This window comes from uncultured Zoogloea sp., assembly GCF_937894855.1.
In the GTDB taxonomy this organism is placed as follows: domain Bacteria; phylum Pseudomonadota; class Gammaproteobacteria; order Burkholderiales; family Rhodocyclaceae; genus Zoogloea; species Zoogloea oryzae.
This window is the reverse complement of sequence record NZ_CALAYQ010000022.1, coordinates 23679-46593: the sequence shown is the minus strand read 5'-3', so window position 1 is coordinate 46593 and position 22915 is coordinate 23679. Positions and strand designations below refer to the sequence as shown.

At 68.9% G+C, this 22915-nt stretch carries 23 protein-coding genes; 10 read left to right on the top strand and 13 right to left on the bottom strand.

Annotated elements, in window-relative coordinates; genetic code table 11:
* Positions 1-1234, bottom strand: a 1234-nt coding sequence (locus Q0672_RS01990; protein ID WP_298619175.1) for a 5'-3' exonuclease H3TH domain-containing protein, incomplete at its 3' end; no start/stop codon positions are given.
* Positions 1235-1292: 58 nt separating this feature from the next.
* Between Q0672_RS01990 and Q0672_RS01985 the strand changes: the two genes are divergently transcribed.
* Both Q0672_RS01985 and Q0672_RS01980 read left to right on the top strand, forming a co-directional pair.
* Positions 1293-2018, top strand: coding sequence for a TIGR00730 family Rossman fold protein (locus Q0672_RS01985; RefSeq protein WP_298619173.1), 726 nt, complete (start codon positions 1293-1295; stop codon positions 2016-2018).
* Between the two features lie 63 nt (positions 2019-2081).
* A complete protein-coding gene (locus Q0672_RS01980; protein ID WP_284188368.1) occupies positions 2082-2423 on the top strand; it encodes a DUF2782 domain-containing protein in 342 nt (113 codons plus the stop codon).
* A 73-nt stretch (positions 2424-2496) separates the two neighbouring features.
* Here Q0672_RS01980 and Q0672_RS01975 read toward each other — a convergent pair whose 3' ends face one another.
* From Q0672_RS01975 to sppA, 3 genes are all read right to left on the bottom strand, one after another.
* The gene (locus tag Q0672_RS01975; protein WP_298619171.1) at positions 2497-3201 is read right to left on the bottom strand and encodes a tetratricopeptide repeat protein; all 705 of its coding nucleotides are present in this window, start codon (positions 3199-3201) and stop codon (positions 2497-2499) included.
* Between the two features lie 34 nt (positions 3202-3235).
* Positions 3236-5263, bottom strand: a complete 2028-nt coding sequence (locus Q0672_RS01970) for a bifunctional 2',3'-cyclic-nucleotide 2'-phosphodiesterase/3'-nucleotidase (protein ID WP_298619169.1) — start codon at positions 5261-5263, stop codon at positions 3236-3238.
* Between the two features lie 135 nt (positions 5264-5398).
* Complete coding sequence (gene sppA, locus Q0672_RS01965; protein ID WP_298619167.1) at positions 5399-7234, bottom strand: signal peptide peptidase SppA; 1836 nt, start codon at positions 7232-7234, stop codon at positions 5399-5401.
* A gap of 83 nt (positions 7235-7317) precedes the next feature.
* Between sppA and Q0672_RS01960 the strand changes: the two genes are divergently transcribed.
* The 5 genes from Q0672_RS01960 (at position 7318) to Q0672_RS01940 (ending at position 11280) form a co-directional block, all read left to right on the top strand.
* The gene (locus Q0672_RS01960) at positions 7318-7731 is read left to right on the top strand and encodes a CoA-binding protein (protein WP_284188372.1); all 414 of its coding nucleotides are present in this window, start codon (positions 7318-7320) and stop codon (positions 7729-7731) included.
* Positions 7728-8567, top strand: coding sequence for a diaminopimelate epimerase (gene dapF / locus Q0672_RS01955; protein WP_298619165.1), 840 nt, complete (start codon positions 7728-7730; stop codon positions 8565-8567). Before Q0672_RS01960 ends, dapF begins: the two co-directional genes overlap by 4 nt.
* A gap of 25 nt (positions 8568-8592) precedes the next feature.
* Complete coding sequence (locus tag Q0672_RS01950) at positions 8593-9243, top strand: DUF484 family protein (protein WP_298619163.1); 651 nt, start codon at positions 8593-8595, stop codon at positions 9241-9243.
* A 192-nt stretch (positions 9244-9435) separates the two neighbouring features.
* Positions 9436-10620 carry a class I SAM-dependent methyltransferase gene (locus Q0672_RS01945; protein WP_298619161.1) on the top strand — a complete coding sequence of 395 codons (1185 nt, stop codon included), beginning with the start codon at positions 9436-9438 and terminating at the stop codon, positions 10618-10620.
* 120 nt (positions 10621-10740) lie between these two features.
* Entirely contained in the window at positions 10741-11280 is a 540-nt protein-coding gene (locus Q0672_RS01940; protein ID WP_298619159.1) for a hypothetical protein, read from the top strand.
* Positions 11281-11328: 48 nt separating this feature from the next.
* On the opposite strand, the gene ruvB is transcribed toward Q0672_RS01940, so the two are convergent.
* From ruvB to Q0672_RS01900, 8 genes are all read right to left on the bottom strand, one after another.
* On the bottom strand, positions 11329-12396 hold the full coding sequence (gene ruvB, locus Q0672_RS01935) for a Holliday junction branch migration DNA helicase RuvB (protein WP_298619157.1): 1068 nt from the start codon (positions 12394-12396) through the stop codon (positions 11329-11331).
* Entirely contained in the window at positions 12393-13457 is a 1065-nt protein-coding gene (locus Q0672_RS01930; protein WP_298619155.1) for an AI-2E family transporter, read from the bottom strand. Before Q0672_RS01930 ends, ruvB begins: the two co-directional genes overlap by 4 nt.
* A gap of 78 nt (positions 13458-13535) precedes the next feature.
* The gene (locus Q0672_RS01925; protein ID WP_298619153.1) at positions 13536-14027 is read right to left on the bottom strand and encodes a DUF4442 domain-containing protein; all 492 of its coding nucleotides are present in this window, start codon (positions 14025-14027) and stop codon (positions 13536-13538) included.
* Positions 14024-14611, bottom strand: a complete 588-nt coding sequence (ruvA, locus tag Q0672_RS01920; protein WP_298619151.1) for a Holliday junction branch migration protein RuvA — start codon at positions 14609-14611, stop codon at positions 14024-14026. The genes Q0672_RS01925 and ruvA overlap by 4 nt, the downstream gene beginning before the upstream one ends.
* A 12-nt stretch (positions 14612-14623) precedes the next feature.
* Positions 14624-15235, bottom strand: a complete 612-nt coding sequence (locus tag Q0672_RS01915) for a glutathione S-transferase family protein (protein ID WP_298619149.1) — start codon at positions 15233-15235, stop codon at positions 14624-14626.
* On the bottom strand, positions 15232-15570 hold the full coding sequence (locus Q0672_RS01910) for a hypothetical protein (RefSeq protein ID WP_298619147.1): 339 nt from the start codon (positions 15568-15570) through the stop codon (positions 15232-15234). The genes Q0672_RS01915 and Q0672_RS01910 overlap by 4 nt, the downstream gene beginning before the upstream one ends.
* Complete coding sequence (locus Q0672_RS01905) at positions 15567-16244, bottom strand: HAD family phosphatase (protein ID WP_298619145.1); 678 nt, start codon at positions 16242-16244, stop codon at positions 15567-15569. The genes Q0672_RS01910 and Q0672_RS01905 overlap by 4 nt, the downstream gene beginning before the upstream one ends.
* Positions 16241-17209: a prenyltransferase gene (locus Q0672_RS01900; protein ID WP_298619143.1), complete on the bottom strand. Its 969-nt coding sequence runs from the start codon at positions 17207-17209 to the stop codon at positions 16241-16243. Before Q0672_RS01900 ends, Q0672_RS01905 begins: the two co-directional genes overlap by 4 nt.
* Before the next feature lie 138 nt (positions 17210-17347).
* On the opposite strand from Q0672_RS01900, the gene Q0672_RS01895 reads away from it, so the two are divergent.
* Positions 17348-19768 (top strand): hypothetical protein, encoded by a 2421-nt coding sequence (locus tag Q0672_RS01895; protein WP_298619141.1) that lies wholly within the window; start codon positions 17348-17350, stop codon positions 19766-19768.
* Positions 19769-19796: 28 nt separating this feature from the next.
* Complete coding sequence (locus Q0672_RS01890) at positions 19797-20972, top strand: right-handed parallel beta-helix repeat-containing protein (protein ID WP_298619139.1); 1176 nt, start codon at positions 19797-19799, stop codon at positions 20970-20972.
* 6 nt (positions 20973-20978) lie between these two features.
* Here the strand turns inward: Q0672_RS01890 and Q0672_RS01885 are convergent, their stop codons facing one another.
* A complete protein-coding gene (locus Q0672_RS01885; RefSeq protein ID WP_298619137.1) occupies positions 20979-21584 on the bottom strand; it encodes a TetR family transcriptional regulator in 606 nt (201 codons plus the stop codon).
* Positions 21585-21692: 108 nt separating this feature from the next.
* Between Q0672_RS01885 and Q0672_RS01880 the strand changes: the two genes are divergently transcribed.
* On the top strand, positions 21693-22907 hold the full coding sequence (locus Q0672_RS01880; RefSeq protein ID WP_298619135.1) for an efflux RND transporter periplasmic adaptor subunit: 1215 nt from the start codon (positions 21693-21695) through the stop codon (positions 22905-22907).
* The last annotated feature ends 8 nt before the right edge of the window (positions 22908-22915 follow it).

The window sequence follows — 22915 nt, the reverse complement described above, 5'->3', positions numbered from 1 at the left end:
CGTGGTTGGCGAGGATGTGGGCGTCGTACTTGAGGTTCTGGCCGAGCTTGCGGTGGGCGTCGGATTCGAGCCAGGGCTTGAGTTTGGTGAGCACCTCGGCGAGCGGCAACTGGGCCGGCGCGTCGGCGTAGCCGTGGGACAGCGGCAGGTAGGCGGCTTCGCCTTCGACGGTGGCGAAGGACATGCCGACGAGCGTGGCGACCATCGGGTCGAGGCCGGTGGTTTCGGTGTCGAAGGCGGTGAGCCCGGCGGCAGAAATCCTGGCCAGCCAGGCGTCGAAGGCTTCCCAGTCGAGGAGCGTCTCGTAGCCGGTGCGGTGGGCGCCGGGTTCGGCTTCGGGTGCAGGCGTGGCGGTTTCGGCGGCGGCCGGGGCTGCGGCACGTTGGGCGCCGTCTTCGAGCTCCTTCAGCCAGCCCTTGAACTCCATGCGCCGGTAGATGGCGGCGAGCGCGGCCTTGTCGTCGTCGCGGGCGGGCAGGTCGGCGGGGCCGACGGGCAGCTTGAGATCGGTGACAACGGTGACGAGCCTGCGCCCCAGCGGCAGGAAATCCAGGTGCTTGCGCAGGTTTTCGCCGACCTTGCCGCCCACCTTGTCGGCGTTGGCGATGAGGTTGTCGAGGGTGCCGTATTCGGTGAGCCACTTGACGGCTGTTTTAGGGCCGCACTTCTCGACGCCGGGCACGTTGTCGACGGTGTCGCCGACCAGCGTCAGGTAGTCGATGATGCGCTCGGGCGGCACGCCGAACTTGGCGGTCACGCCGTCGCTGTCGAGCACTTCCTCGCTCATCGTGTTGACCCAGCGCACGCCGGGCTGGACGAGCTGGGTGAGATCCTTGTCGCCGGTGGAGATGACGACCTCCCAGCCGGCCTCGACGGCCTGGCGGGTGAGGGTGCCGATCACGTCGTCGGCCTCGACGCCGTCCTCGACCAGCAGCGGCCAGCCTTCGGCCTTGACCGCCTCGTGGAGCGGCTCGATCTGCGCGCGCAGATCGTCGGGCATCGGCGGGCGGTGGGATTTGTAGTCGGGGAACCAGTCGTCGCGGAAGGTCTTGCCTTTTGCGTCGAAGATGCAGGCGCGATACTCCGCCTTGTAGTCGGATTCGAGCCGACGTAGCATGGACAGCACGCCGCGCACGGCACCGGTCGGTTCGCCTGCCGAATTGCGCAGGTCGGGCAGGGCATGGAAGGCGCGGTACAGGTAGCTGGAACCGTCGACGAGCAACAAGGTAGGCATGGGCATGCGAGGAAGAGCAGGCGGAGCCCAAGCCCTCACCCCTCACTCCTAAAGAAAAATGACTGCAAAAGACAAACTTCCCCGGGAGATTCCGAGCACCACGGCCCAGAACTTCACCGCCCGGGAGTCGTGGCGGATTTTCGGGATTATGGCAGAGTTCGTCGAGGCCACTGAGCGCCTCAAGCCGATCCGCCCGGCGGTGTCGATCTTCGGCAGCGCCCGCACCAAACCCGATCACCCCTACTACGAGAAGACCGAGCGCATCGCCCGGCTGCTGTCGGACGCCGGCTTCTCGGTGATCTCCGGCGGCGGCCCCGGCATCATGGAAGCCGCCAACAAGGGCGCCTACTTCGGCAAGTCGCCCAGCGTGGGACTCAACATCCAGCTGCCGATGGAGCAGCAGGCCAACCCCTACCAGGACATCTCCCAGACCTTCCAGCACTTCTTTGCGCGCAAGTTCATGTTCGTGAAGTTTGCGGTGGCCTACGTGGTGATGCCCGGCGGCTTCGGCACGCTGGACGAGCTGCTGGAGGCGATGACCCTGATCCAGACCGGCAAGAGCCGCAAGATCCCGGTGATCCTGGTCGAGTCGGCCTTCTGGAGCGGCCTGCTCGACTGGTTCAAGGACCGGCTGGTGGACGAGAAGATGATCAACCCCGACGATCTGAACCTCGTGCAGGTGATCGACGAGCCCGAGAAGGTCGTCGACGCGATCTTCAACCACTACCAGAGCCGCGGCTTCCTGCCGCTGCCCGAAGAGCACGAGCTGATGCTCAACCTGTAAGCCCATCGCCTGCCGGCTGCCGAGGCCGGCGGGTTACAATCGCGGCATAGTCAGGAGACCGCCATGCCCCGCGTAAAAGAATTCGCCGCCCTGCTGTTCGCCGTCACGGCGTCGGCCTGGGCCCAGCAGCAACCCCCGAAACTCGAACCCCTGCCCGAACCGCCGCCCCCGCCTCCGGGCATGGAGCTCGACGCCGAGCAGGAACCCCAGGTCACCATCCTGAAAAAAGGTGAGGACACGGTCGAGGAGTTCCGCGTCAATGGCCAGCTCTACATGGTCAAGGTTACTCCGCCCCACGGCGTGCCCTACTACCTCTACGACGACGTGGGCAACGGCGACTTCACCCGCCGCGACGCCCAGGATGCCGGCGTGCGCGTGCCCAAGTGGGTGATCAAGCGCTGGTAAGCGCCGCCAGCCGGTGACGGATGCGCAGGGTGATCGCCCTGCGCTTTTTTTTTGTGCAGCGATCCTGTCGCGATCAGGGGCGCAGCGCCGGATGCTTGAGGGCGTGGGCCGTCTCCAGCATGAAATGACGGGCCTGCATCTCGTCCCGCGCCAGGCCCAGTTCGCCGTCCCGGTAGGCCATCGCCAGGGTCTGGACGGCTTCCGGATGATCCTGTTCGGCCGCTTCGGTGTAGAGGCGCAGGGCTTCGCGTTCGTCGCGGGGCACGCCGTCGCCCGTGCGGTAGGCATTGGCGAGCATGAACTGGGCGGCGGGGATGCCCTGCTCCGCCGCCACCCGGAACCACCGCGCCGCCTTGATCGCATCCCGGCCCACGCCGTAGCCGTTGCGGTGGGCGATCCCCAGATGAAAGGCTGCGCCCCCATGGCCGGCCTCGGCGGCAGCGCCCAGCCACATTGCCCCGCGGGCGGGGTCGCGGGGGATGCCGGGGGTGCCGTCCATCAAGCTCTTGCCGAGCAGGAAGGCGGCGTGGGCGTCGCCGGCCTGGGCGGCGAGGCCGAGCCAGACCCGGGCTTCGGTGGCGGATTCCCGGTTGCCCAGCAGGGCTTCGCCCAGTGCGCGGCGGGCGAGGGGCGTGTTGCCCTCGGCCAGCGTCCGCAGCCGGTCCAGCGCGGCAGGCTGCCTGCCCGGGCCCGCCAGCACCTGCAGCTGACGCGGGTCGTCCGGCAGGTTGTCGCGTGGGGTGGCGGCGCTCCAGGCCAGGGCTGCTGCGAGGGTCATGCCGGCGGCGAGGACGCCGCCGATCCGGCCCCGCTTACTTCGAAAGATCGATCGCATAGAGCGCCAGGTTCTTGCCGCTGCCGTCGTCGGCCTGGGCGAGGGTGACATTGGTCAGCCCCGCCGCAGTGGCCAGGGCGAGCTTGCCCTGGGCGGAATGGAAGACCACGGGCCCCGCGGTGCCGACCTTGCTGAAGCGCCAGCTGCGGTCCGAGCCGTTGGCGGCGCGGGTGACGGTCTTGATCGCCTTGATGTACTCGATCAGCACGTCCCGGTTGGCGTCCGGCGACGCGTAGATGGTCTTGCTGCCGTCCAGGCCAGGGAAGCTGCCGCCGCCGCTCGCCCGGTAGTTGTTGGTGGCGACGATGAACTCCTTGGCCGGGTCGATGGCAACGCCCTTGTATTGCAGATTGACGATGCGGCTGCCGACGGCCTGGGTGACGTCGATCTCGTAGCTGATGTCGGGGCTGGTGAACATGTCGAAGTTGTAGCCCGGGAAGCTGCTGACCAGCTCCTGCGGGGTGGTCTTCGTCGGATCGATCCGGTTGAAGCGCCTGGCCGCGGTTTCGAGCCAGTTCCGGAGGTCGGCGCCGGTCACCTTCACCGCGTAGATGGTGTTCGGGTAGAGGTAGAGGTCGGCGGCGTTGTTGATCGCCACGTTGCCCTGGGCCACGTCGGTGTAGTCCGAGCCGCCGGCAAAGCCGCTCTTGAACGGGGCGCTCACCGACAGGACGGGCAGGCTGGCGTACTGGGGCAGGTTGGCCGCCACGTAGCGGGCCACGTAGTCGGCCTGGGCCTGGTTCACCAGCTCGATCGCGCCCGGATCGCCCACGTCGGCGAAGTAGGACGACATCTCGAAGTCGGTGCTGCCTATCGGCGTCTTCACGTAGTCGATGGTGGCCTGGTGTTCGGCGGCGATGGCGGCGGCGACGGAGGGCGTGACGGCCACGTAGCTCTTGTCGGCGTTCTGGGCCGAGCGTGCCTGGACGACCGTCTTGGTCTTGTCGACGGTCCATTTGCTGCCGTCGTAGGCGAGGCCGAGCTTGATCACGCCCAGGTGCTTGCCCCAGTAGTTGGCCATCACGGTGGGGACGCCATTCACGGTGCCGGCAACCTTGTCCACCCCGGGCAGGTTGAACTGCGCCACGGTGCTGGTGGCGTTGGGGAATATCTGGTGCGAGTGGCCGATCAGCATGGCATCCACGCCCGCCACGCTGGACAGGTGGTAGCTGCCGTTTTCCATGGTCGGCGAATAGGCGCTGTTGTCGAGGCCGCCGTGGGAGATCACCACCACCAGATCGGCGCCCTTGGCGCGCATCTCGGGGATGTACTTCTCGGCGGCTTCCTTGACGCCAGTGGTGTAGACCTTGCCGTCCAGCCAGCGCTTGTCCCAGCTCATGATGGTCGGCGGCGTGAAGCCGATGATGCCGACCTTGACGACGCCGGTCACGGCGCTGCCGTCCGGCCCAGTGGCGGTGACGGTCTTGTCGATGATCGCGTAGGGCTGGAACAGGGGCTGGCCGGTCTTCACGCTGAGGACGTTGGCCAGCACCAGCGGGAAGTTTGGGCCCTTGCAGACGGGCTGGTCGGCCGGCTCGGCCATGCCGGTGATGCTGAAGCGGTTGCCGGTCACCTGGCTCAGGAAGGGCAGGCCGTAGTTGAACTCGTGGTTGCCGATGCCGCCGCCGTCGTAGCCGGTGGCGTTCATCACCTTGTACATGGCCAGCGTCTCGCTGCAGCCAAGGGGTTTGACGGTGGCCTGGTAGTCCGACAGGGCGGTGCCCTGGATGGTGTCGCCGTTGTCGATCAGCAGGGTGTTGGGAAACTCCTGGCGGGCGGCGGCGATGAGGGTCGCGGTGCGCTCGAAGCCCAGCGACGTGTCCTCGGTGAGCTTGAAGTAGTCATAGCTCATCACGTTGGTGTGGAGGTCGGTGGTCTCCAGCAGGGCCAGCGTGGTGGTCGAGCCGGTCGGCACGCTGGGGGCGTTGCTGCCGCTGCTGCCACAGCCGGCAAGGAGGAGGACGGCGGCGGCGCAGGCGCCGAGCTGGAACAAAGGAGCGGACATGACTTTCCCGGCACGTGATGTGGTGCCGGGAAGTATCGGCGGGGCGGGTTGCCGGGGCGTGACGCGGATGTTGCCGGTCAGGGACAATCCGGCAACATTCCGCTTACAGGCAGTGAAAGCGCCTGGAGGCCCCGGCTACGGTGCCTCGCACAGGCAGTGCAGATACACGTGGCCCGGGTCGTTCCACAGGGCCAGGCCCTGGAGTTCGGCGCGCAGGCGGGCGACGGTCTGATCCACCAGCGAGCGGCTGCCGGGTTCCCCGCCGTCGGATTCCTCGCCGTTGTCGAGGAGCTTGGCGAGCAGCTGGTCGCGGGGCGACAGGGGCTTCTCGACGTAGCTCACGTCGTAGTCGGTGAGCCCGGCGCGGGCGGCGGCGGCCTTGAGGGCGGCGTCGAGCCCGCCGAGCTTGTCCACCAGGCCCTTTTCCTTGGCCTGGATGCCCATCCACACGCGGCCCTGGGCCACCTGATCGACGGCTTCCGGGCTCATCTTGCGCGCTTCGCCCACCACGCCGAGGAAGCGCTTGTAGCCGTGCTCGATGCTCGACTGGAGGAGCTTGCCGATCTGCGGGTCGAGGGCGCGGCGCGGGTCGAGGCCGGCGGCCAGCGGCGTGGTGCCAATGCCGTCGACGGTGAGCCCGAGCTTGGCCATCGGGCCGGAGAGATCCGGCAGCATCGCGAAGATGCCGATCGAGCCGGTGATGGTGGTGGGGCTGGCCCACACCTCGTCGGCGGCCATGGCGATCCAGTAGCCGCCGGAGGCCGCCACCGAACCCATCGACACCACCACGGGCTTGCCGGCCTTGCGGGTGAGGGCCAGTTCGCGGCGGATCACTTCGGATGCAGTGGCGCTGCCGCCAGGGCTGTCGATGCGCAGCACCAGGGCCTTGATGGCGTCGTCCTCGCGGGCCTGGCGGATCAGTCCGGCGACCGAATCGCCGCCCACCACGCCCGGCGGCTGTTCGCCGTCGACGATGGCGCCCTGGGCCACCACCACGCCGATCTTCGCGGCCGGATGGTGGGCTTCCTCGCGGACGCGGGAGATGTAAGTGGCCAGATCCACGTGCTTGAAACCCTTGCCGTCCGCGGCCGGGCCCACCAGCCCGCGCACGAAGTCGCGCCACTCGTCGGCGCTCTTGAGGCCATCCACGAAGCCGGCGTCGAGGGCCATCTTCGCCGAATCGCCATCGGCGGCGGCCAGCAGCTCGGGCGCCTCGCCCACGTAGCGGGTGATCCCGGCGCCGGCCTTGGGGCGAGCGGCGGTGATGTCGGCCTGATAGGCCTGCCACGCGGCGTCGAGGTATTCGCGGGTCGCCTCGCGGTCTTCCGGCGACATGTCGCTGCGGGTGTAGGGCTCGACGAAGGATTTGTAGGTGCCCACCCGGAAGACCTGCATCTTCACGCCGATCTGGTCGAACAGGCCCTTGAAGTAGGTGGGGTAGCGCCCGAAGCCGGTGAGCAGCACGTAGCCGTCGGGATTGACGAACACCTCGTCGGCCTGGGCCGCCAGGTGGTATTGGGTCTGGTTGAAGTTCTTGCCCCAGGCGTAGACCTTCTTGCCGGCCTTGCGGAAGTCGGCCACCGCGGCGCCGATCTCCTCCAGCTTGGACAGCCCGGCGCCGGAAAGGCCGTCCGGTTCGAGGATCAGCACCTTGATGCGCGGGTCGGTGGCGGCGTTGCGGATGGCGTCCACCACGTCGCGCAGCAGCACCTGGCGGATGCCGTCGCCGCCCTGCAGCACGCTCATCGGGCTGCGCACGCTGCGTTGCTCGACGAGGCTTCCGTTGGGCGCGATGACCAGCGCGGCGTCGGTGGGCAGCGGCTCGATCTGGCTCGACCACCAGCTGGCGGCGATCACCGCGATGACTGCAAGGAACAGCAGGTTGATGCTCGCCCGGCGCAGCCGGTCCACCCCACGCCAGATACCCGACCAAACTCTTCTCACGACACCCGGCCGCGTACTGCGATCCATCCTGCTCTCCAATGTTTGCCTGTCATGCTGCCTGCGGTTGCCCGCAAGGTTTCGGCGCCCCGCCAATCCGGTAGAATCCGCCCATGTTTGCCAATCCCCCGCCCGACCAGATCCGCCGCCTGCTGCAGGAGGTCAAGACCATCGCCGTCGTCGGCCTGTCGCCGCGCGTCGAGCGCCCGAGTTACCGGGTGTCCCGCGCGATGCAGGGCTTCGGCTATCGCATCGTACCGGTTCGTCCGGCAGTTTCCGAGGTGCTCGGCGAAAAAGCCTATGCGCGCCTGTCCGATCTGCCCTTCGTGCCCGATCTCGTGGATGTCTTTCGCGCATCCGACGAAGTCGGCCCGATCGTGGACGAATGCATCGCCCTCGGCGTCAGGCGCCTCTGGCTGCAGGACGGGGTGATCAACGAAGAAGCCGCCGCGCGCGCGCAAGCTGCCGGCATGACGGTGGTGATGGACCGCTGCGTCTGGCGGGATTACCTGGATTTTATCCCATGAGCAGAAAGCTCGCCTTTACCAAGATGCAGGGCCTCGGCAACGACTTCGTGATGATCGACGCCGTGCGCCAGCCCATCCAGCTCACCGAAGACCAGGTGCGCTACCTGGCCGACCGTCATTTCGGCGTCGGTTGCGACCAGCTGCTGGTGGTCGAGCCGGCCCAGACGCCGGGTGTCGATTTCCGCTACCGCATCTTCAACGCCGACGGTGGCGAGGTCGAACAGTGCGGCAACGGCGCGCGCTGCTTCGCCCGCTTCGTGTTCGACCAGGGCCTCACCGACAAGCGCGAGATCCGCGTCGAGACCAAGAAAGGCATCATCGCGCCGCGCCTCGAGGCCGACGGCAACGTGACCGTCGACATGGGCGTGCCGGTGCTGAACCCCGCCGATGTGCCCTTCGTCAGCGATTCCGACGCCTACGTGCAGCCCCTCGACGTGGCCGGCACCAGTGTGGCGATCACCGCCGTCAGCATGGGCAACCCCCACGCGGTGCAGGTGGTGGCCGATGTGGACACCGCTCCGGTGGCCGAGCAGGGCCCGCTGATCGAGCATCACCCGCGCTTTCCGGCACGGGTGAATGCCGGCTTCCTGCAGGTCGTGGACGACCACCGCGTGCGCCTGCGCGTCTTCGAGCGCGGCGCCGGCGAAACCCTGGCCTGCGGCACCGGCGCCTGTGCGGCGGTGGTGGCGGGCATCCTGCGTGGCCTGGTCGCCTCGCCGGTGGCCGTCGAGACCCGCGGCGGAGAACTCACCATCGCCTGGAACGGCGTCGGTACCCCGGTGCTCATGACCGGCCCGGCCGTCACCGTCTTCTCCGGCGAACTCACGCTCCCCTGATCTTCACCCCACCCGGCCCCTCGCCATGAAAGCTTCCGACGTCATCCAGTTCCTGCAGGCCAACCCCGATTTCTTCGACGACAACTCGGGCCTGCTGACCGATCTGACGGTGACCCACCCCCACAACGGCCAGGCCATCTCGCTCATCGAACGGCAGATGCTGGCCCTGCGCGAGCGCATCGCCCAGCTCGAGAACAAGTTCGCCGAGCTGCTCGAATTCGGCGAGGAGAACGACGCCATCGGCGAGAAGGTGCATCGCCTCACCCTGTCGCTGCTCGAGGCCGAGGATTTCGAATCCATCCGCCAGGCGATCTACACCCACCTGCAGGAAGACTTCACCGTGCCCCACGTGGCTTTCCGGGTATGGAACAGCGTGCTGTCGCGCAGCGGCCCCGAGTTCCTGCCGGTGGGCGAGGAAGTGCGCTTCTTCACCGGCGACCTCACCGGCCCCTTCTGCGGCACCCCGACGATCCGCGAAGTCATCAACTGGTTCGGCGCCGCCGGCCGGCAGGTGAAGTCCGTGGCCCTGGTGCCCCTGCGCCGCGACGAGAAGACCTTTGGCCTGCTGGCCATGGGCAGCGAAGATCCCGAGCGCTTCTATCCGGCGATGGGCACGCTCTACGTCACCCGCATCGGCGAGATGGTTTCCGCCTCCCTCGTCCGCCAACTCGGCTGAGGGGCGCATAAAGCTACTGCGCAGGCCGATCTTGCGTCTGTGATGCTCGCCGTACTCATGTACGGCTGCGCTTCTCGATGCAACCTCGGGCCGCTCGCTACGCGCTCTTCGCCCCTCAGGTGCCGGGAGAGGCTGACGGTTTAGCCTTTCCCCCAATTTCCATTCCCCATTTCCCAATCCCCACATCCCCCCATGGCCGATCTCATTCTCAAACCCGGTAAGGAACGCTCCGTGATGCGTCGTCACCCCTGGATCTTTGCCGGTTCGGTGGATCGGCTGGAGGGGCGGGCGCGGGCGGGTGACACGGTGCTCGTCAAGGATGCCGGCGGCAAGCCGCTGGCGCGGGCCGCGTGGTCGCCCGAATCGCAGATCCGCGCCCGGGTGTGGACCTTCGACTGCGAGCAGTCCATCGACCACGCCTTCATCAAGCGCGCGGTGGCGGCGTCGGTGGCGCGGCGGGCGGCCCATCCTTGGCTGGCCAAGCAGGATGGCGTGCGCCTGATCCACGGTGAGTCCGACGGCCTGCCCGGCGTGATCGCCGACCGCTACGGCCCGGTGGTGGTGGTGCAGCTCACCAGCGCGGGCGCCGACAAGTGGCGTGAGGCCATCGTCGCCGGGTTGGTCCAGGCCACCGGCTGCAGCGCGGTGTATGAGCGATCGGATTCTGACGTGCGCAAGCTCGAAGGCCTCGGCCCGGTGAGCGGGCTGGTGTTCGGCGAGATGCCCGAGCAGCTCACCATCGTCGAAAACGGCGTGCGCATGGAAGTGGACGTGGCCGGCGGCCATAAAACCGGCTTCTACCTCGACCAGCGCGACAACCGCCTGCTCACCGGCCAGCTGGCCGCCGGGCGCGACGTGCTCAACTGTTTCTGCTACACCGGCGGCTTCTCGCTGCAGGCGCTGGCGGGTGGCGCGAAGAGCGTGATCTCCATCGACTCGTCCGGCCCGGCGCTGGCCACCGCGGCGCGCAACGTGGCGCTCAACCCGCAGCTCGACGCCGCCCGCGCCGAATGGCGGGAGGACGACGTCTTCCAGGCCCTGCGCACCCTCAAGACCGAAGGCCGCAAGTTCGACCTGATCGTCCTCGATCCGCCCAAGTTCGCGCCCTCGGCCGCCCACGCCGACCGGGCCGCCCGCGCCTACAAGGACATCAATCTCCTGGGCTTCCGCCTGCTCAACCCGGGTGGCATTCTGATGACGTATTCGTGCTCCGGTGGCATCGGGCTCGAACTGTTCCAGAAGATCGTTGCGGGTGCCGCGGCGGACGTCGGGATCGAGGCACGCATTTTGCATCGCCTGTCCGCATCCCCCGATCATCCCATCGGTCTGGCCGTCCCGGAGGGCGAATACCTTAAGGGCCTGGCCTGTCAGGTGTGAATTAGTCCATAGCGAGCGCAGTTTTTCGCGGTTTCGCAAGACGGGGGTATGTATTCTCCGGGCATTGAATGGTTAAATGATGTTACACACCATTCAGCCAGAAGCATCATGGAGAACTACATGAACACCCTGCTGCCCCCTGACTCCAAAGGGTCAGTTCCACCCGACGAACTGACCGGGACGACGGGGCCCGAAGTTCCTCGCGAAAGGCGCCTGGCCGCCTTGCACCTCGCCCGCTACAACCTTCGCTATCTGGTCCGGCTTTACGGCGCCTTCGACGGCGACCTGCTGCTGCCCATCGTGCTCGGGGAAGTGGGCCTCTACAACATGGGCAGTCTTGCGCTCGGCGACGGCTCCAGCGTGCCCAGTTGTTGCACCGACGAAGAAACCTTCAGTCGCCTGTCGCTGCGCCCGTGCAACGCCTTCTCGATCAGCTCGTCCACCGGCATCCCGCGGGAAACCGTGCGGCGCAAGGTGAGCTACCTGATCCAGAACGGCCTGATCGACCGCGACCCGAAGGGTGGCCTGACGATCACCGCCAAGGCCGTGTCGCTCTGCCTAAAGCCCTTCGACGAAGAAAACCAGAGCGATTTCCTCACCACCGCGAGCCGCATCGAGGCCGTGATGGCAAACGCCAAGGCGGCCCGGCAGACCGCCTGATCCCCCTGTTGCCCGCAGCGCCGGCCGGATTTCAGCCAGCGTGGCGGGTCAGCTTTCTTCCCACAGGCCCTGGCTGCCGCCCGGCGGCCGAAGCCCGAAGTGTTGCCAGATCGACGCGGTGGCCATGCGCCCCCGCGGCGTGCGCTGCAGGTAGCCCTGCTGGATGAGGTAGGGCTCCAGCACGTCCTCGATGGTGTCGGACGATTCGCCGATCGCCGCCGCCAGGTTGTCGAGCCCCACCGGCCCGCCGCCAAACTTCTCAAGCATTGCACCCAGCAGCTTGCGGTCCATCAGATCCAGGCCCAGATGGTCCACGTCGAGCATCGTCAGCGCCGCATCCGCCACCTCGGCGGTGATGCGGCCGTCGGCGCGCACCTCGGCGTAGTCGCGCACCCGCCGCAGCAGGCGGTTGGCGATCCGCGGCGTGCCCCGGGCGCGGCGGGCGATCTCGAAGGCGCCGGTGTCATCGATCTCCACGTCCAGCAGGCGTGACGAGCGGCTGACGATGTAGGCGAGCTCCTGCGCGGTGTAGAACTCCAGCCGCGACACGATCCCGAAGCGGTCGCGCAGCGGGTTGGTGAGCATCCCGGCGCGGGTGGTGGCGCCCACCAGCGTGAAGGGCGGCAGATCCAGCTTGACCGAGCGCGCCGCCGGCCCTTCGCCGATCATGATGTCGATCTGGAAATCCTCCAGCGCCGGGTAGAGGATTTCCTCCACTACCGGGCTCAGGCGGTGGATCTCGTCGATGAACAGCACGTCGTGGGGTTCGAGGTTGGTGAGCAGCGCGGCCAGATCGCCGGCGCGCTCCAGCACCGGGCCGGAGGTCTGGCGCAGATTGACACCCATCTCGGCCGCCACGATGTGGGCGAGGGTCGTCTTGCCCAGGCCCGGCGGGCCGAACAGCAGCACGTGGTCGAGGGCCTCGCCGCGCTTGCGGGCGGCCTGGATGAAGATTTCCAGCTGGTTGCGGATCTTCTGCTGGCCCACGTAATCGGCCAGCCGCTTGGGCCGCAGGGCGCGCTCCAGCGCCTCTTCCTGGTTGCTGGCCTTGGCCGCGCCGATCAGCCTGGCGGTGGCGTCGGGCTGGCCGCCCTTGATGGCATCGGTCTCGATCATTGGGATTCGTCCGTCGTGACGGGGGGAAGGGCCGCGTCGTGGGCGGTCCATTCCCGGAACAGGGCCTGGCCCAGGGCCAGGAAGGTGGGGCCGAGGAACAGCCCGATGAAGCCGAAGGCCAGCACGCCGCCAAAGGCGCCCAGGGCGATCAGCAGGATCGGCAGGCTGGCGGTGCGGCTGATCAGGAAGGGCTTGAGGAAGTTATCCACCGAGCTGACCGCCAGCGCACCCCACAGCACCATGAAGATCGCCCAGCCGCTCTCGCCCTGCTGGTACAGCCAGAACGCCGCGCCACCCCAGATCAGCGGCGGGCCCACCGGCACCAGCGACAGGAAGAAGGTGCCCGCCGCCAGCAGCAGCGAGCCCGGCACCCCGGCGATCACGAAGCCGATCAGCGCCACCAGGGCCTGGGCGGCGGCGGTGCCGACAATGCCGATCATCACCGCCTTGACGGTGTTGGCGGCCAGATCGAGCAGCCGGTTGCCCAGTTCGCCTCCCAGGCGCTGGGCGCCGGTTTCGAGCTGGTCGTAGATGGTCGCGCCGTCCCGGTAAAAGAAGAAGCCGATGAACAGCACCAGGGTGATCTGCAGCAGCCCCTGGCCCAGCACGCCGCCCAGCCCGAGAGCGAACTTGCGGGCTGGCTCGACCACCTGCAGCGCGAGCTTGCGCATCTCCTGCTGGCTGTGGGTGAGCTTGCGCACGTAAGCGTCCACGTCGCGGCCCACCACCGGGATGTCCTTCACCCACTCCGGCGGGCGGCCGTCGGATTGCTCGATGGCCGTCCGCGCCCAATCCACGGCCGCCATCGCCGCGTCGGTGAGGGACGCCGCCAGCCCGATCATCGGCACCAGCAGCACCGCGGTGAGCAGGAAGGTCATCGAAATCGCCGCCAGCCCGTTGCGCCGGCCCATCCGGCGGTGCAGCGACCGGTAGATCGGCCAGGTGGTGATGCACACCGTCCCGGCAAACAGGATCGCCGCGAAGAAGGGGCTGAGCACGAAGGCGCAGCCGAGCAGCAGAAGGGCGGTGATGGCCACCTGGGCAGTACGTCGCGGAGCCATGGGGGAGTCTCGGGTTGGGGATGGGGGGATTATCCCTGAATCGGGCGGCGCCAAGCGTCCGGCGCGGTGGGCGGCATTTCAGATGCCGGGCTTCCGCCTCACATAAACCGTCTTCTCCACCGTCGCCACCACCTCGCCTTTTCGGTTGACCACGTCCACCGTGAACACCGGCTCGAACTTGTCGCCGCCGGCGGTGGCCTGGCGGATGGCTTCGACCTGCTCGGGCGTGACGCGGAAGCGGGCGCGGACGGTGCCGCGGCCGGGGAGCTTGTAGTCGATGCTGGAGGCCTTGTCCCACACCACGTAGCCGCGGCCGAGCTGGTGCATGACCAGCAGCGCGAAAAAGGGGTCGGTCATGGCGTACAGCGAACCGCCGAAATGGGTGCCCATGTAGTTGCGGTTGAGCAGCCCGAGGCGCATGCGCACCACGGCTTCGGTGTAGTCGGGCGACAGGCGCTCCACGTGGATGCCGGCGCCGATGAAGGGCGGCCACAGGTTCATCAGCAGGCGCAGGGTGCCGGCGCTCAGTTTTACGTTGCGCATGAAACCCTGTTTGAGTTTGGTGCTCATGCCTTCGACAGGCCCTTGAGCGCCTGGCGGATGCCGTCGGAGACGCCCACGCCGTCGGGCAGCTGCTTGACCGCGCCGAGGGCTTCCTTCTCGTTGTAGCCGAGGGCCAGCAGGGCGTTGATGATGTCGCCCCGGTCGTCGCCGGGCTGTGCGGCGGCCTGGGCGGCGAGGCCGGGCAGGGCCTTGGGCAGTTTGTCGCGGAGCTCAAGCAGCAGGCGCTCGGCGGTCTTCTTGCCGATGCCGGGGATCTTGATGAGCCGGCCGGATTCCTGCAGGGCGATGGCCTGGGCCAGATCGGTGACCGACAGCCCGGAGAGCACTGCCAGCGCGGTGCGGGCGCCGATACCGGCGACCTTGAGGAGCTGGCGGAAGGTGGCGCGCTCGTCCTCACTGGCAAATCCGTACAAAAAATGGCCGTCCTCGCGCACCGCCATGTGGGTGGCGAGGCTGACCGTCTGGCCGGTGGCGGGCAGGCCGTAGAAGGTGCTCATGGGCACTTCGAGCTCGTAGCCGACGCCGCTCACGTCGATGAGGATCTGTGGCGGGTTCTTCTCGGCCAGGCGGCCGGTGATGCGTCCGATCATGGGGGCTTTCGTTCAGGTGAAATCTGCGGCGCGGAAGGCCGGCAGGCCTTCGGCCTGGGCGGCGAGGCCGGCGAGGTGGGGGTAGTCGCTGTCGTCCACCAGGCCCGGCGCGGTGTGGTGGGTGAAGCGCCACGCCACGGCCACGGTGATGTCGGCCTGGGTGGGGCGATCGCCGCACAGCCAGTCGTCCTGGCCCACGTGGCGGTCAATCAACGCGTAGGTGTCGCGGATCTGGCCGGTGACGCGATCGATCCAGTCGGGCGATCGGGCTTCCTCGGGGCGCACCTTGGTCTCGTAGTAGCGCTGGACGCTCTTCTCGGCCGCGGCGAGGCCCCAGCCGGTGAGCTGCAGGCAGCGCTGCAGGCGGGCCGGATCGGCCGGCAGCAGGCTCTTGCCCGGCGCGGCGGTGTGCTCGAACCAGTCGATGATGACGCTGCTGTCCACCATCACGCCGCCGTCGTCCAGCACCAGCGTGGGCGCCTTGACGAGCGGGTTGATGGCGTGGAATTCGGCGAAGTTCCGAAACACCGACAGGGACTGGTGTTCGAAGGGCACGCCGAGCATCCGGGCGCTGATGAAGGTGCGGCGGACGAAGGGCGAATCAAGCATTCCGACGAGTTTCATGGAGTGGCTCCGGTGGTGGATTGGGCGCAGCGGGTGGCGGTGGCGCGAAGGCGGGCGAGGACGGCGTCGGCTTCGTCGCGGCTTTTTACCGGGATGCGGGCCTCGTGGCCGCTGCCCAGGTTGCCGCCGCCGAAGTAGATCCGGACTTCGTCGGCCCGCAGGTCGACATACTGAACGATACCCAGATTGATGAGCCGCTGGGTGGCGTTGTCGGTGGGGAGGGCGAACAGGCAGAAGGCGGTGGAGCCCGCCGCGGTCGGCTGCGGATCGGCGGCGCCGGCGGGCAGGGCCAGGGCGGCGAGGAGGGCAGCGAGGTGGCGCATCGCGGTGGTCATCGGGCAAAGAAGCGGGCGAGGTCGTGGAGGCTGGCGGCGAGCGGTACGCCGGCGGCGCGCACGTCGTCGGCGGGCTGGAGGAGATCGGGCACCATCACCACCCGGGCGCCGGCGGCCAGCGCGCCGCGCACGCCGGCGTTGGAGTCTTCCAGCACCAGGCAGTGCTCGACCGGCACGCCCAGGCGCGCGGCGGCGGCCAGGAAGATGTCCGGCGCCGGCTTGCCGCGCTCGACCTCGTCGCCGCACACCATGCCGTGCACCCGCGGCAGCAGGCCGACGGCGGCGAGCTTGGGCTCGGCCCGGGAGCGGCGGGTGGAGGTGGCCACCACGCGGCCCAGGGCCAGGCGGTCGAGCTGGTCGAAGAGCTCGGCTGCGCCGCCCTTCACTGGGATGCGGCCTTCAAGGATGGCGGTCTCGTAGATCCGCCCGAAGGCCTCGTACAGCGCGGCAGTGGGGTAGTCGTCGCCCAGGTGGCGGCGGATCACCAGCGGGCCGTCGTGGGCGTTGAGGCCGACCATCGCGAGGCCCACCTCGTAGCGCCATTCCAGGCCCAGCTCGGCGGCGGCCGCGGCGACGGTGGCGAGGGCGACCCGCTCGCTGTCGAGGAGCAGGCCGTCCATGTCGAAGATGACGCCGCGGATGTCGCCGGCGGCGAAGGGCAGGGTAAAGCTCATGAAGTGGCTCCCGGCCAGCGTCCGAAGGCCAGCGTCGCGGCGAGGACGAGGCCGTGAAGGTGGGCGGCGGCGATGGTCAGCTTGATGGCGGGGGCGAGTTCGGCGGGCTCGTCGGCGTGGGCGAGCAGGTGGCGGGCGGCGCGGAAAGAGAGGATCAGCGTCAGCGCCGCGGCGGCCGCGCCCTGGGGCAGCTGGTTGCGGCCGACCATCAGCACCAGCCAGCCGTAGGCGACGATCAGCGTGGCCAGAAACACCCACTTGGCCGCGTGGGGCCCCAGGCGCACGACGAGCGTGCGCTTGCCGGCGGCAGCGTCGCCGCGCAGGTCGGGGAACTCGTTGATGAACAGGATCGCCGCCACCAGCAGCGCGTAGGAGAGCCCGGCCTTGACCGGCGCCAGCGCAAACCCGCCGCGCTGGACGAAATCGGTGCCGATCACCACGATCAGCCAGCCGGCCGCCACCGCGAGCTCGCCCAGCCCGCGGGACACCAGCGCCAGCGGCGGCGCGGTGTAGGCCCAGCCGAGCGCGAGCCCGGCAACGCCGATGAGGATCAGCCCCGGCCCGGCATGCCACGCCAGCCACAGCCCGGCGGGCACCACGGCCGCCATCAGCACCCAGCCCAGGCGGCCGGTCTCGGCTTCGGACAGCACGCCGTTCTGGATGAAGCGGCTCCCGCCGGTAAAGGGAAACACCCGCTCGGTGTTGGCCGCGTCGGCGCCGCTCCTGGCGTCGTAAAAATCGTTGAGCACGTTGATGCCGGCGTGGGCGACGAGGGCGAAGCACACCGTGAGCAGCGCCTTGCCGGTGTCGATGGCCACGCCGCTGCCGTGGGCCACCGCCAGCCCGATGAGGCAGGCGAACAGCGTCACCGCCAGAAAGGCCGGACGCGTCGCCAGCAGGCAGGCCACGAGGGGCCGGGCGCGCAGGGCGGGCGTGGGTTCGGCGGGGGCGGGGGAGGCGGACATCGGCGGGCAGGTGTGACGGAATGCGCAATCCTGCGATGCGCCGTGACACCGGTCAAGGGTGGATGCGATCGCGGGCGTCCGCCGTTCATTCGAATCGGTTAGCATCCTTGGCTGACTTCGTCCCCTGCGCTGCCGATCTTGACCGCCACCGCCCACCCCTCTGTCGCCCTTCCCCGCTCCGGCCCCGGTGCCCGCCTGTACGGCGGCCTGATGCTCGTGCTCGCCATCGTCGCCCTGTCGGCGTGGTTTGCCCCCTATCCCCTCGACCGGGCGGTGGCAGGTGCGCTGCTGGGGGCCTACGGGCTGGCGCTGGTGATCCGCCCGGCCCTGTGGCTGGTGCTGCTGCCGGCCCTGTGGCCGGTGGTGGATCTGGCGCCGTGGGGCGGGCATATCCACTTCACCGAGAGCGACGCGCTGGCCCTCGTCACCCTGGCGGCCCTCGGGCTGCGGGAAGCCTTCGCCCCGCCCGTGCCGACCCTCGCCGGGCGGGCGCCCGTCAAGCTGCGGGCCGGCGCCCTGGGGGCCTTCGGCTTGCTGGCGGCGAGCGTGGCCATCGCCGGCCTGCGCGGCGGCTTGCCGCTGCCGGCGCTGGATGCGGGATCGCTGATCGGCTACAACACCACGGTCAATGCGCTGCGGGTGGGCAAGGGCTTCCTGCTGGCGTTTGCGCTGATCCCCTTCCTGCAGCTGGCGGTGCGGCGGGATGGCGACGCGGCGCTGGATCGGCTGACCCTCGGCCTCACCCTCGGCTTTGCCACCTGCGCCTTCACCGCGATGTGGGAGCGGGTGGCCTTTCCGGGCCTCACCAACTTTGCGTCGGACTACCGTACGACCGCCCTGTTCTGGGAGATGCACGTGGGCGGCGCGGCGCTCGATGCCTGGCTGATGCTGAGCTTCCCGTTTGCGGTGCTGAGCTTCCGGCGTGCCCACGGCGTGGTGGGACGGGCGCTGGCGCTGGTGGTGGTCGGGGTGGGCATCTACGCGATGTTCACCACCTTCTCGCGAATCGTTTATGGCGCGCTGTTCGTGTCGATGGTGGTGCTCGGCGTGGCCAGCCTGCGCCGGCCGGCGGCGCATCAGCCGGCCGATCGGCCTCGGCGCCATCCGGCGGTGCTGGCCGCGCTGGCGGCGGTGGTGCTGGCGGGCGGGATGCTGACCTTCCCCGAAGGCGGCTACCGGGCGCTGCTGGCCTTCACCGGCCTCGCCCTGCTGGCCTGGCCGGCGGGGGCAGCGCTCTCGGGGATGCGGATCGGCGGTTTCGTGCTCGGGCTGGTGGGCGGCCTGGTGCTGGCGGCGGGCTGTGCGGCGGCAGCGTTGGCGCTGCCGAAGGGCGTCTATCTGGCCTACGCCGGCCTGTGGGCACTGGCGGCGCTGCTCGTCGTGCTGCGCGGCCGCGGGCTGCGGGTGGGCGGCGCGGTGATGCTGGCGCTGCTGGTCGGGCTGGCGCTGGCGACTGTGCTGATCAGTGCCTTCTGGAGCGAGCCGACGCGCTTCATGGGCAGCCTGGGTGGCGCGCTGCTGGTGATCGCCGTGCTGGCCCGCCAGGCCCTCGGCCGCACGCCCCTGTGGCAGCCGCGCCTGCACGATCTGCAGGGCCTGCTGGTGGTGCTGGTGGCCGGCGGCATGGTGGTCACCACCCTCGGTGGCTATTACATGGGCGCCCGCCTTTCCAACACCGGCTTCGACGCCGGCACTCGCTTCCAGCACACCACCCGCAGCATCGGGCTGGTGGATGGGCCGCTCGATGCGCTGGTCGGGCTGGGCCTGGGGCGCTATCCCGAGGCGTATTTCTGGAAGGTGGCCGACCCCGCCACGCCGGGCTCGCTGGCGCTCATCAACGACGCCAACGGCCGCGCGATGCGGCTGGCCGGGCCGCGCCAGGGGCGCAGCATCGACGAGGTGGTGCTGCTCACCCAGCGTCTGCCGGTGGATACCGTCACGCCGCTGCACCTGCGCTTCAAGGCCCGCAGCGAGGTGGATACCCAGATGATCGTGCAGGTGTGCCGCAAGCACCTGCTCTACGCCAACCCATGCGCCACCGCGCTGGTGCGCCTGTCGGGCGGCAAGGGCTGGATCACCGTCGACAGCCAGCTCAACGACCCCGGCCTCGCTTCGGTGGGCGGCCTGCCGCGGACGACCGTGTTGACCCTCGGCACCACCTCGCCCACGCCCATCGACCTGGACGACATCGAGCTCACCGACGCCCAGCTGCGGCCGCTGGTGGCCAACGGCGGCTTCGAGCAGGGCGGCGCCCATTGGTTCTTCAGCTCGGACCGGGATCACTTGCCCTGGCACGGCAAGAACCTCTTCGTGCACACCTTCGTGGAGCAGGGCGTGCTCGGCACCGTGGCGATGCTGCTGATCCTGGCCGGCGGGCTGCTGCATCTGGCCCGCGCGCCCACCCGCCTGCAGGCCCACGCGCCCACGCTGCTGGCGGCGCTGGTGGGGCTGGCGACGGTGGGGATGGTGGACAGCCTGCTCGACATGCCGCGGATCACCGTCTTCCTGCTGCTGCTGGCCTGGCTGGCCCTCAACCTGCGCCAGCCGCCGGCGCGCTGATCGTTATTCCCGACCGTTGCCCATCGCCATGAACGTCCGAACCGCGCTCCTCGCCATCCTGCTTTCGGCGCCAGCCGTGCCCGCCGCCGCGGCGACCATCCTCGTCGGGCCCGGCGAATCCGTCACCCGCATCGCCGATGCAGCCCGCCTCGCCAAGGATGGCGACACCGTGCTGATCCGCCCCGGCACCTACAAGGGTGACGTGGCGGTGTGGGCCCAGAAATCCCTGACCATCCGCGGTTTCGGCGGTCGCCCGGTGCTCGACGCCGACGGCCGCGACGCCGACGGCAAGGGCATCTGGGTGTTCGTGAATGGCAACTACAAGGTCGAGAACATCGAGTTCCGTGGCGCCCGGGTGGCCGATGGCAACGGCGCCGGCATCCGCTTCGAGCAGGGCAGCCTGGAGGTGCGCGACTGCGTCTTCGAAGACAACCAGAACGGCCTCATCACCGCCAACTTCGACACCGCCGAGCTGCGCATCTACAACAGCAGCTTCAGCCGCGCCCCGCGCGAGCCCGGCCGGCTGCACCACCTGCTTTACGTGGGGCACATCAAATCCTTCGTGCTGGAAGGCAGCCGCTTCCACCAGGGCTACCAGGGGCATCTGGTCAAGAGCCGGGCCGGGCGCAACGAGATCCGCTACAACCTGCTGGTGGATGGGCCTGGCGGCATGGCGTCGTACGAGCTGGAGTTTCCGGAAGGCGGGGTGGCGGTGGTGGTGGGCAACGTGATCGCCCAGAGCGCCGACAGCCCCAACCCGATCGTCGTGGCCTACGGCGCCGAAAGCAGCCGCTGGGCCGAAAACCGCCTGCTGATGGCCCACAACACCCTGATCAACGCGGGCTGGCGGCCGGCTTGGTTTACCCGGGCGTGGTCCGACAAGCTGCCGCCGGATACCCAGATCGTCACCCGCAACAACCTCACCGTGGGGCTGGGGGGCTTCAGCCTGTCGCTGCCCGGTGATCATCGGGGCAACTTCCCGCTGCCCGGCGGGGCGATCGAGCCGGAGTCTCTGGATTTCACGCCGCCGGCCATCCTGCGCGGGCGGGTCGATAAACCCGACGGCCCGTTGGGCGAACTGCTCACGCCCCGGGCCGAGTTTGCGCTGCCCATCGGCACCCAGCCGCTCGCGCCGCCTGCAGCCTGGGCGCCGGGCGCCTTCCAGAGCCACGGGATGGTGACCCGCCAGCCGGCGGGGCGCTGACCGGCCTCAGGCCCGGCGCAGGGCCACGTGCTGGGTGATGAAGCGCTCGGCGTCGGTTCGGAAGCGCTCGTCGGGCGTGCTGGATATCCAGTGCTTGATCAGCCCGCCGACGAACAGGAAGGTGTCGTAGGCCAGCATCTCCGGGTCGGCCGGCAGGCGCAGCTGGCCTTTGGCGGCGGCCCGGCGGTAGGCGTCGGTGAGCATCCCCAGAAAATCCATCTGCCCGGCGGTGCAGCCCTTCATCGAGCTGAACTCGCCCACGTATTCGCACTTGAACGCGAGGATCTCGAAGGTCTCGCGGGTCTGGGCCTGATCCACCAGGATGCGGATGATCTCCTGCAGGGCGTGCTCGACGCCGCCAAGCGGGTCGTTGGCCTCCGCGTCGAACACCACCCGGTCGAGAAAGGGCAGCACTGCATCCTCGCGCATCGCGAAGAAAAGATCGGTCTTGTTCTTGAAGTGCCAATACACCGCGCCGCGGGTCACGCCGGCGGCGGCGGCGATCTTTTCGAGGCTGGTACTGCCCACCCCGCATTCCAGAAAGATCCGGCGGGCAGCCTCGATGATCTGGCGTCGCGTCGCTTCGGCTTCTTCCTTGGTCTTACGAACCATATTGCATTAATCCCGTCGTAGAATGATGTTGAGAGCTATTTACATACATTCGTGTTTGTATAAAACTATGCCCCAATACAAACCAGAAATCCAGCCCTGGAGTTGATCTTGAGCGCTAACCCCCGCCCCCAGCAGCCCCTTTCGTCCCGCCTCGCCTTGCCGGCCCTGGCGGTTTCCCTTGTTCTGCTCAGCGCCTGTTCCGGCAAGGAACAAGGTGCTGGTGGCCCGCCCGCCGGCGGCATGCCGCCGATGCCGGTGACCGCCGTCGAGATGCAGCCCACCCGCGCCGAGACCAGCGTCGAGGCCGTCGCCCAGACCGAAGGCGCGCGGGAAGTGGAAGTGCGCGCCCGGGTTGGCGGCATCCTCATGAAGCGCGTGTATGAAGAAGGCGCCACCGTGAAGGCCGGCCAGACCCTCTTCCAGATCGACCGCGAGCCCCTCGACGTGGCCGTCGCCCAGGCCAGGGCCCAGCTGGCCGAAGCCAAGGCCAGGGTCGAGCAGACCCAGCGCGAAGCCGCCCGCCTCAAGGCGCTGCTCGCCCAGCAGGCCATCAGCCAGCGCGAGTACGACACCGCCACCTCCGACAACAGCGTCGCCCAGGCTGCGGTGCAGGCCGCCCAGGCCGCCCTGCGCCAGGCCGAGCTGAATCTTTCGTACGCCAACGTTACCGCGCCGGTTTCCGGCGTGACCGGCCGCGCCCAGGTGTCGGAAGGCACGCTGGTTGCCAGCGGCGCAGGCACCCTGCTGACCACCATCGTCCAGGTGAACCCGATCTGGGTGCGCTTCTCGGTGTCCGACACCGAGCTCGCCAACGCGTCGCCGGATGGCCGCTTCAACCCCAAGGCGATCCGCGGCGTCGAGCTCGTCCTGCCTGACGGCAGCACCTACGCCCAGCGCGGCCGGCTCAACTTTGCCGCCAGCCAGATCGACCCGAAGCTCGGCACCCTGCAGTTCCGCGGCGAGTTCGCCAACCCCGACGGCAAGCTGTTGCCCGGCCAGTTCGTCAAGGCGCGCCTGATCACCGGCGAGCGCGAAGGGGTGTTCAAGGTGCCCCAGGCGGCGGTGATGCAGACCGACGGCGGCCCGGTGGTGATGACCGTCGGCCCCGAGAACAAGGTCGCCCCGCGTCCGGTCAAGACCGGCCAGTGGAGCGGCAAGGAGTGGGTGATCCTGGGTGGCCTGAAGGCCGGCGACAAGGTGATCGTGGACAACCTCATCAAGCTCCGTCCGGGCGCCACCGTGGCCCCGCACGGGCCGGGTGAAGGCCCGGGTGCCGGCGGCAAGCCGGGTGCCGCCCCGGCCGCTGCGCCGGCCAAGGGTTGAGGGAGCGC

Excerpts from the sequence above, each read along its gene's own strand:
- Q0672_RS01985 (WP_298619173.1), top strand. The coding sequence starts at position 1,293 with ATGACTGCAAAAGACAAACTTCCCCGGGAGATTCCGAGCACCACGGCC.
- Q0672_RS01980 (WP_284188368.1), top strand. The coding sequence starts at position 2,082 with ATGCCCCGCGTAAAAGAATTCGCCGCCCTGCTGTTCGCCGTCACGGCG.
- Q0672_RS01975 (WP_298619171.1), bottom strand. The coding sequence starts at position 3,201 with ATGACCCTCGCAGCAGCCCTGGCCTGGAGCGCCGCCACCCCACGCGAC.
- Q0672_RS01970 (WP_298619169.1), bottom strand. The coding sequence starts at position 5,263 with ATGTCCGCTCCTTTGTTCCAGCTCGGCGCCTGCGCCGCCGCCGTCCTC.
- sppA (WP_298619167.1), bottom strand. The coding sequence starts at position 7,234 with ATGGATCGCAGTACGCGGCCGGGTGTCGTGAGAAGAGTTTGGTCGGGT.
- Q0672_RS01960 (WP_284188372.1), top strand. The coding sequence starts at position 7,318 with ATGTTTGCCAATCCCCCGCCCGACCAGATCCGCCGCCTGCTGCAGGAG.
- dapF (WP_298619165.1), top strand. The coding sequence starts at position 7,728 with ATGAGCAGAAAGCTCGCCTTTACCAAGATGCAGGGCCTCGGCAACGAC.
- Q0672_RS01950 (WP_298619163.1), top strand. The coding sequence starts at position 8,593 with ATGAAAGCTTCCGACGTCATCCAGTTCCTGCAGGCCAACCCCGATTTC.
- Q0672_RS01945 (WP_298619161.1), top strand. The coding sequence starts at position 9,436 with ATGGCCGATCTCATTCTCAAACCCGGTAAGGAACGCTCCGTGATGCGT.
- Q0672_RS01940 (WP_298619159.1), top strand. The coding sequence starts at position 10,741 with ATGAACACCCTGCTGCCCCCTGACTCCAAAGGGTCAGTTCCACCCGAC.
- ruvB (WP_298619157.1), bottom strand. The coding sequence starts at position 12,396 with ATGATCGAGACCGATGCCATCAAGGGCGGCCAGCCCGACGCCACCGCC.
- Q0672_RS01930 (WP_298619155.1), bottom strand. The coding sequence starts at position 13,457 with ATGGCTCCGCGACGTACTGCCCAGGTGGCCATCACCGCCCTTCTGCTG.
- Q0672_RS01925 (WP_298619153.1), bottom strand. The coding sequence starts at position 14,027 with ATGAGCACCAAACTCAAACAGGGTTTCATGCGCAACGTAAAACTGAGC.
- ruvA (WP_298619151.1), bottom strand. The coding sequence starts at position 14,611 with ATGATCGGACGCATCACCGGCCGCCTGGCCGAGAAGAACCCGCCACAG.
- Q0672_RS01915 (WP_298619149.1), bottom strand. The coding sequence starts at position 15,235 with ATGAAACTCGTCGGAATGCTTGATTCGCCCTTCGTCCGCCGCACCTTC.
- Q0672_RS01910 (WP_298619147.1), bottom strand. The coding sequence starts at position 15,570 with ATGACCACCGCGATGCGCCACCTCGCTGCCCTCCTCGCCGCCCTGGCC.
- Q0672_RS01905 (WP_298619145.1), bottom strand. The coding sequence starts at position 16,244 with ATGAGCTTTACCCTGCCCTTCGCCGCCGGCGACATCCGCGGCGTCATC.
- Q0672_RS01900 (WP_298619143.1), bottom strand. The coding sequence starts at position 17,209 with ATGTCCGCCTCCCCCGCCCCCGCCGAACCCACGCCCGCCCTGCGCGCC.
- Q0672_RS01890 (WP_298619139.1), top strand. The coding sequence starts at position 19,797 with ATGAACGTCCGAACCGCGCTCCTCGCCATCCTGCTTTCGGCGCCAGCC.
- Q0672_RS01885 (WP_298619137.1), bottom strand. The coding sequence starts at position 21,584 with ATGGTTCGTAAGACCAAGGAAGAAGCCGAAGCGACGCGACGCCAGATC.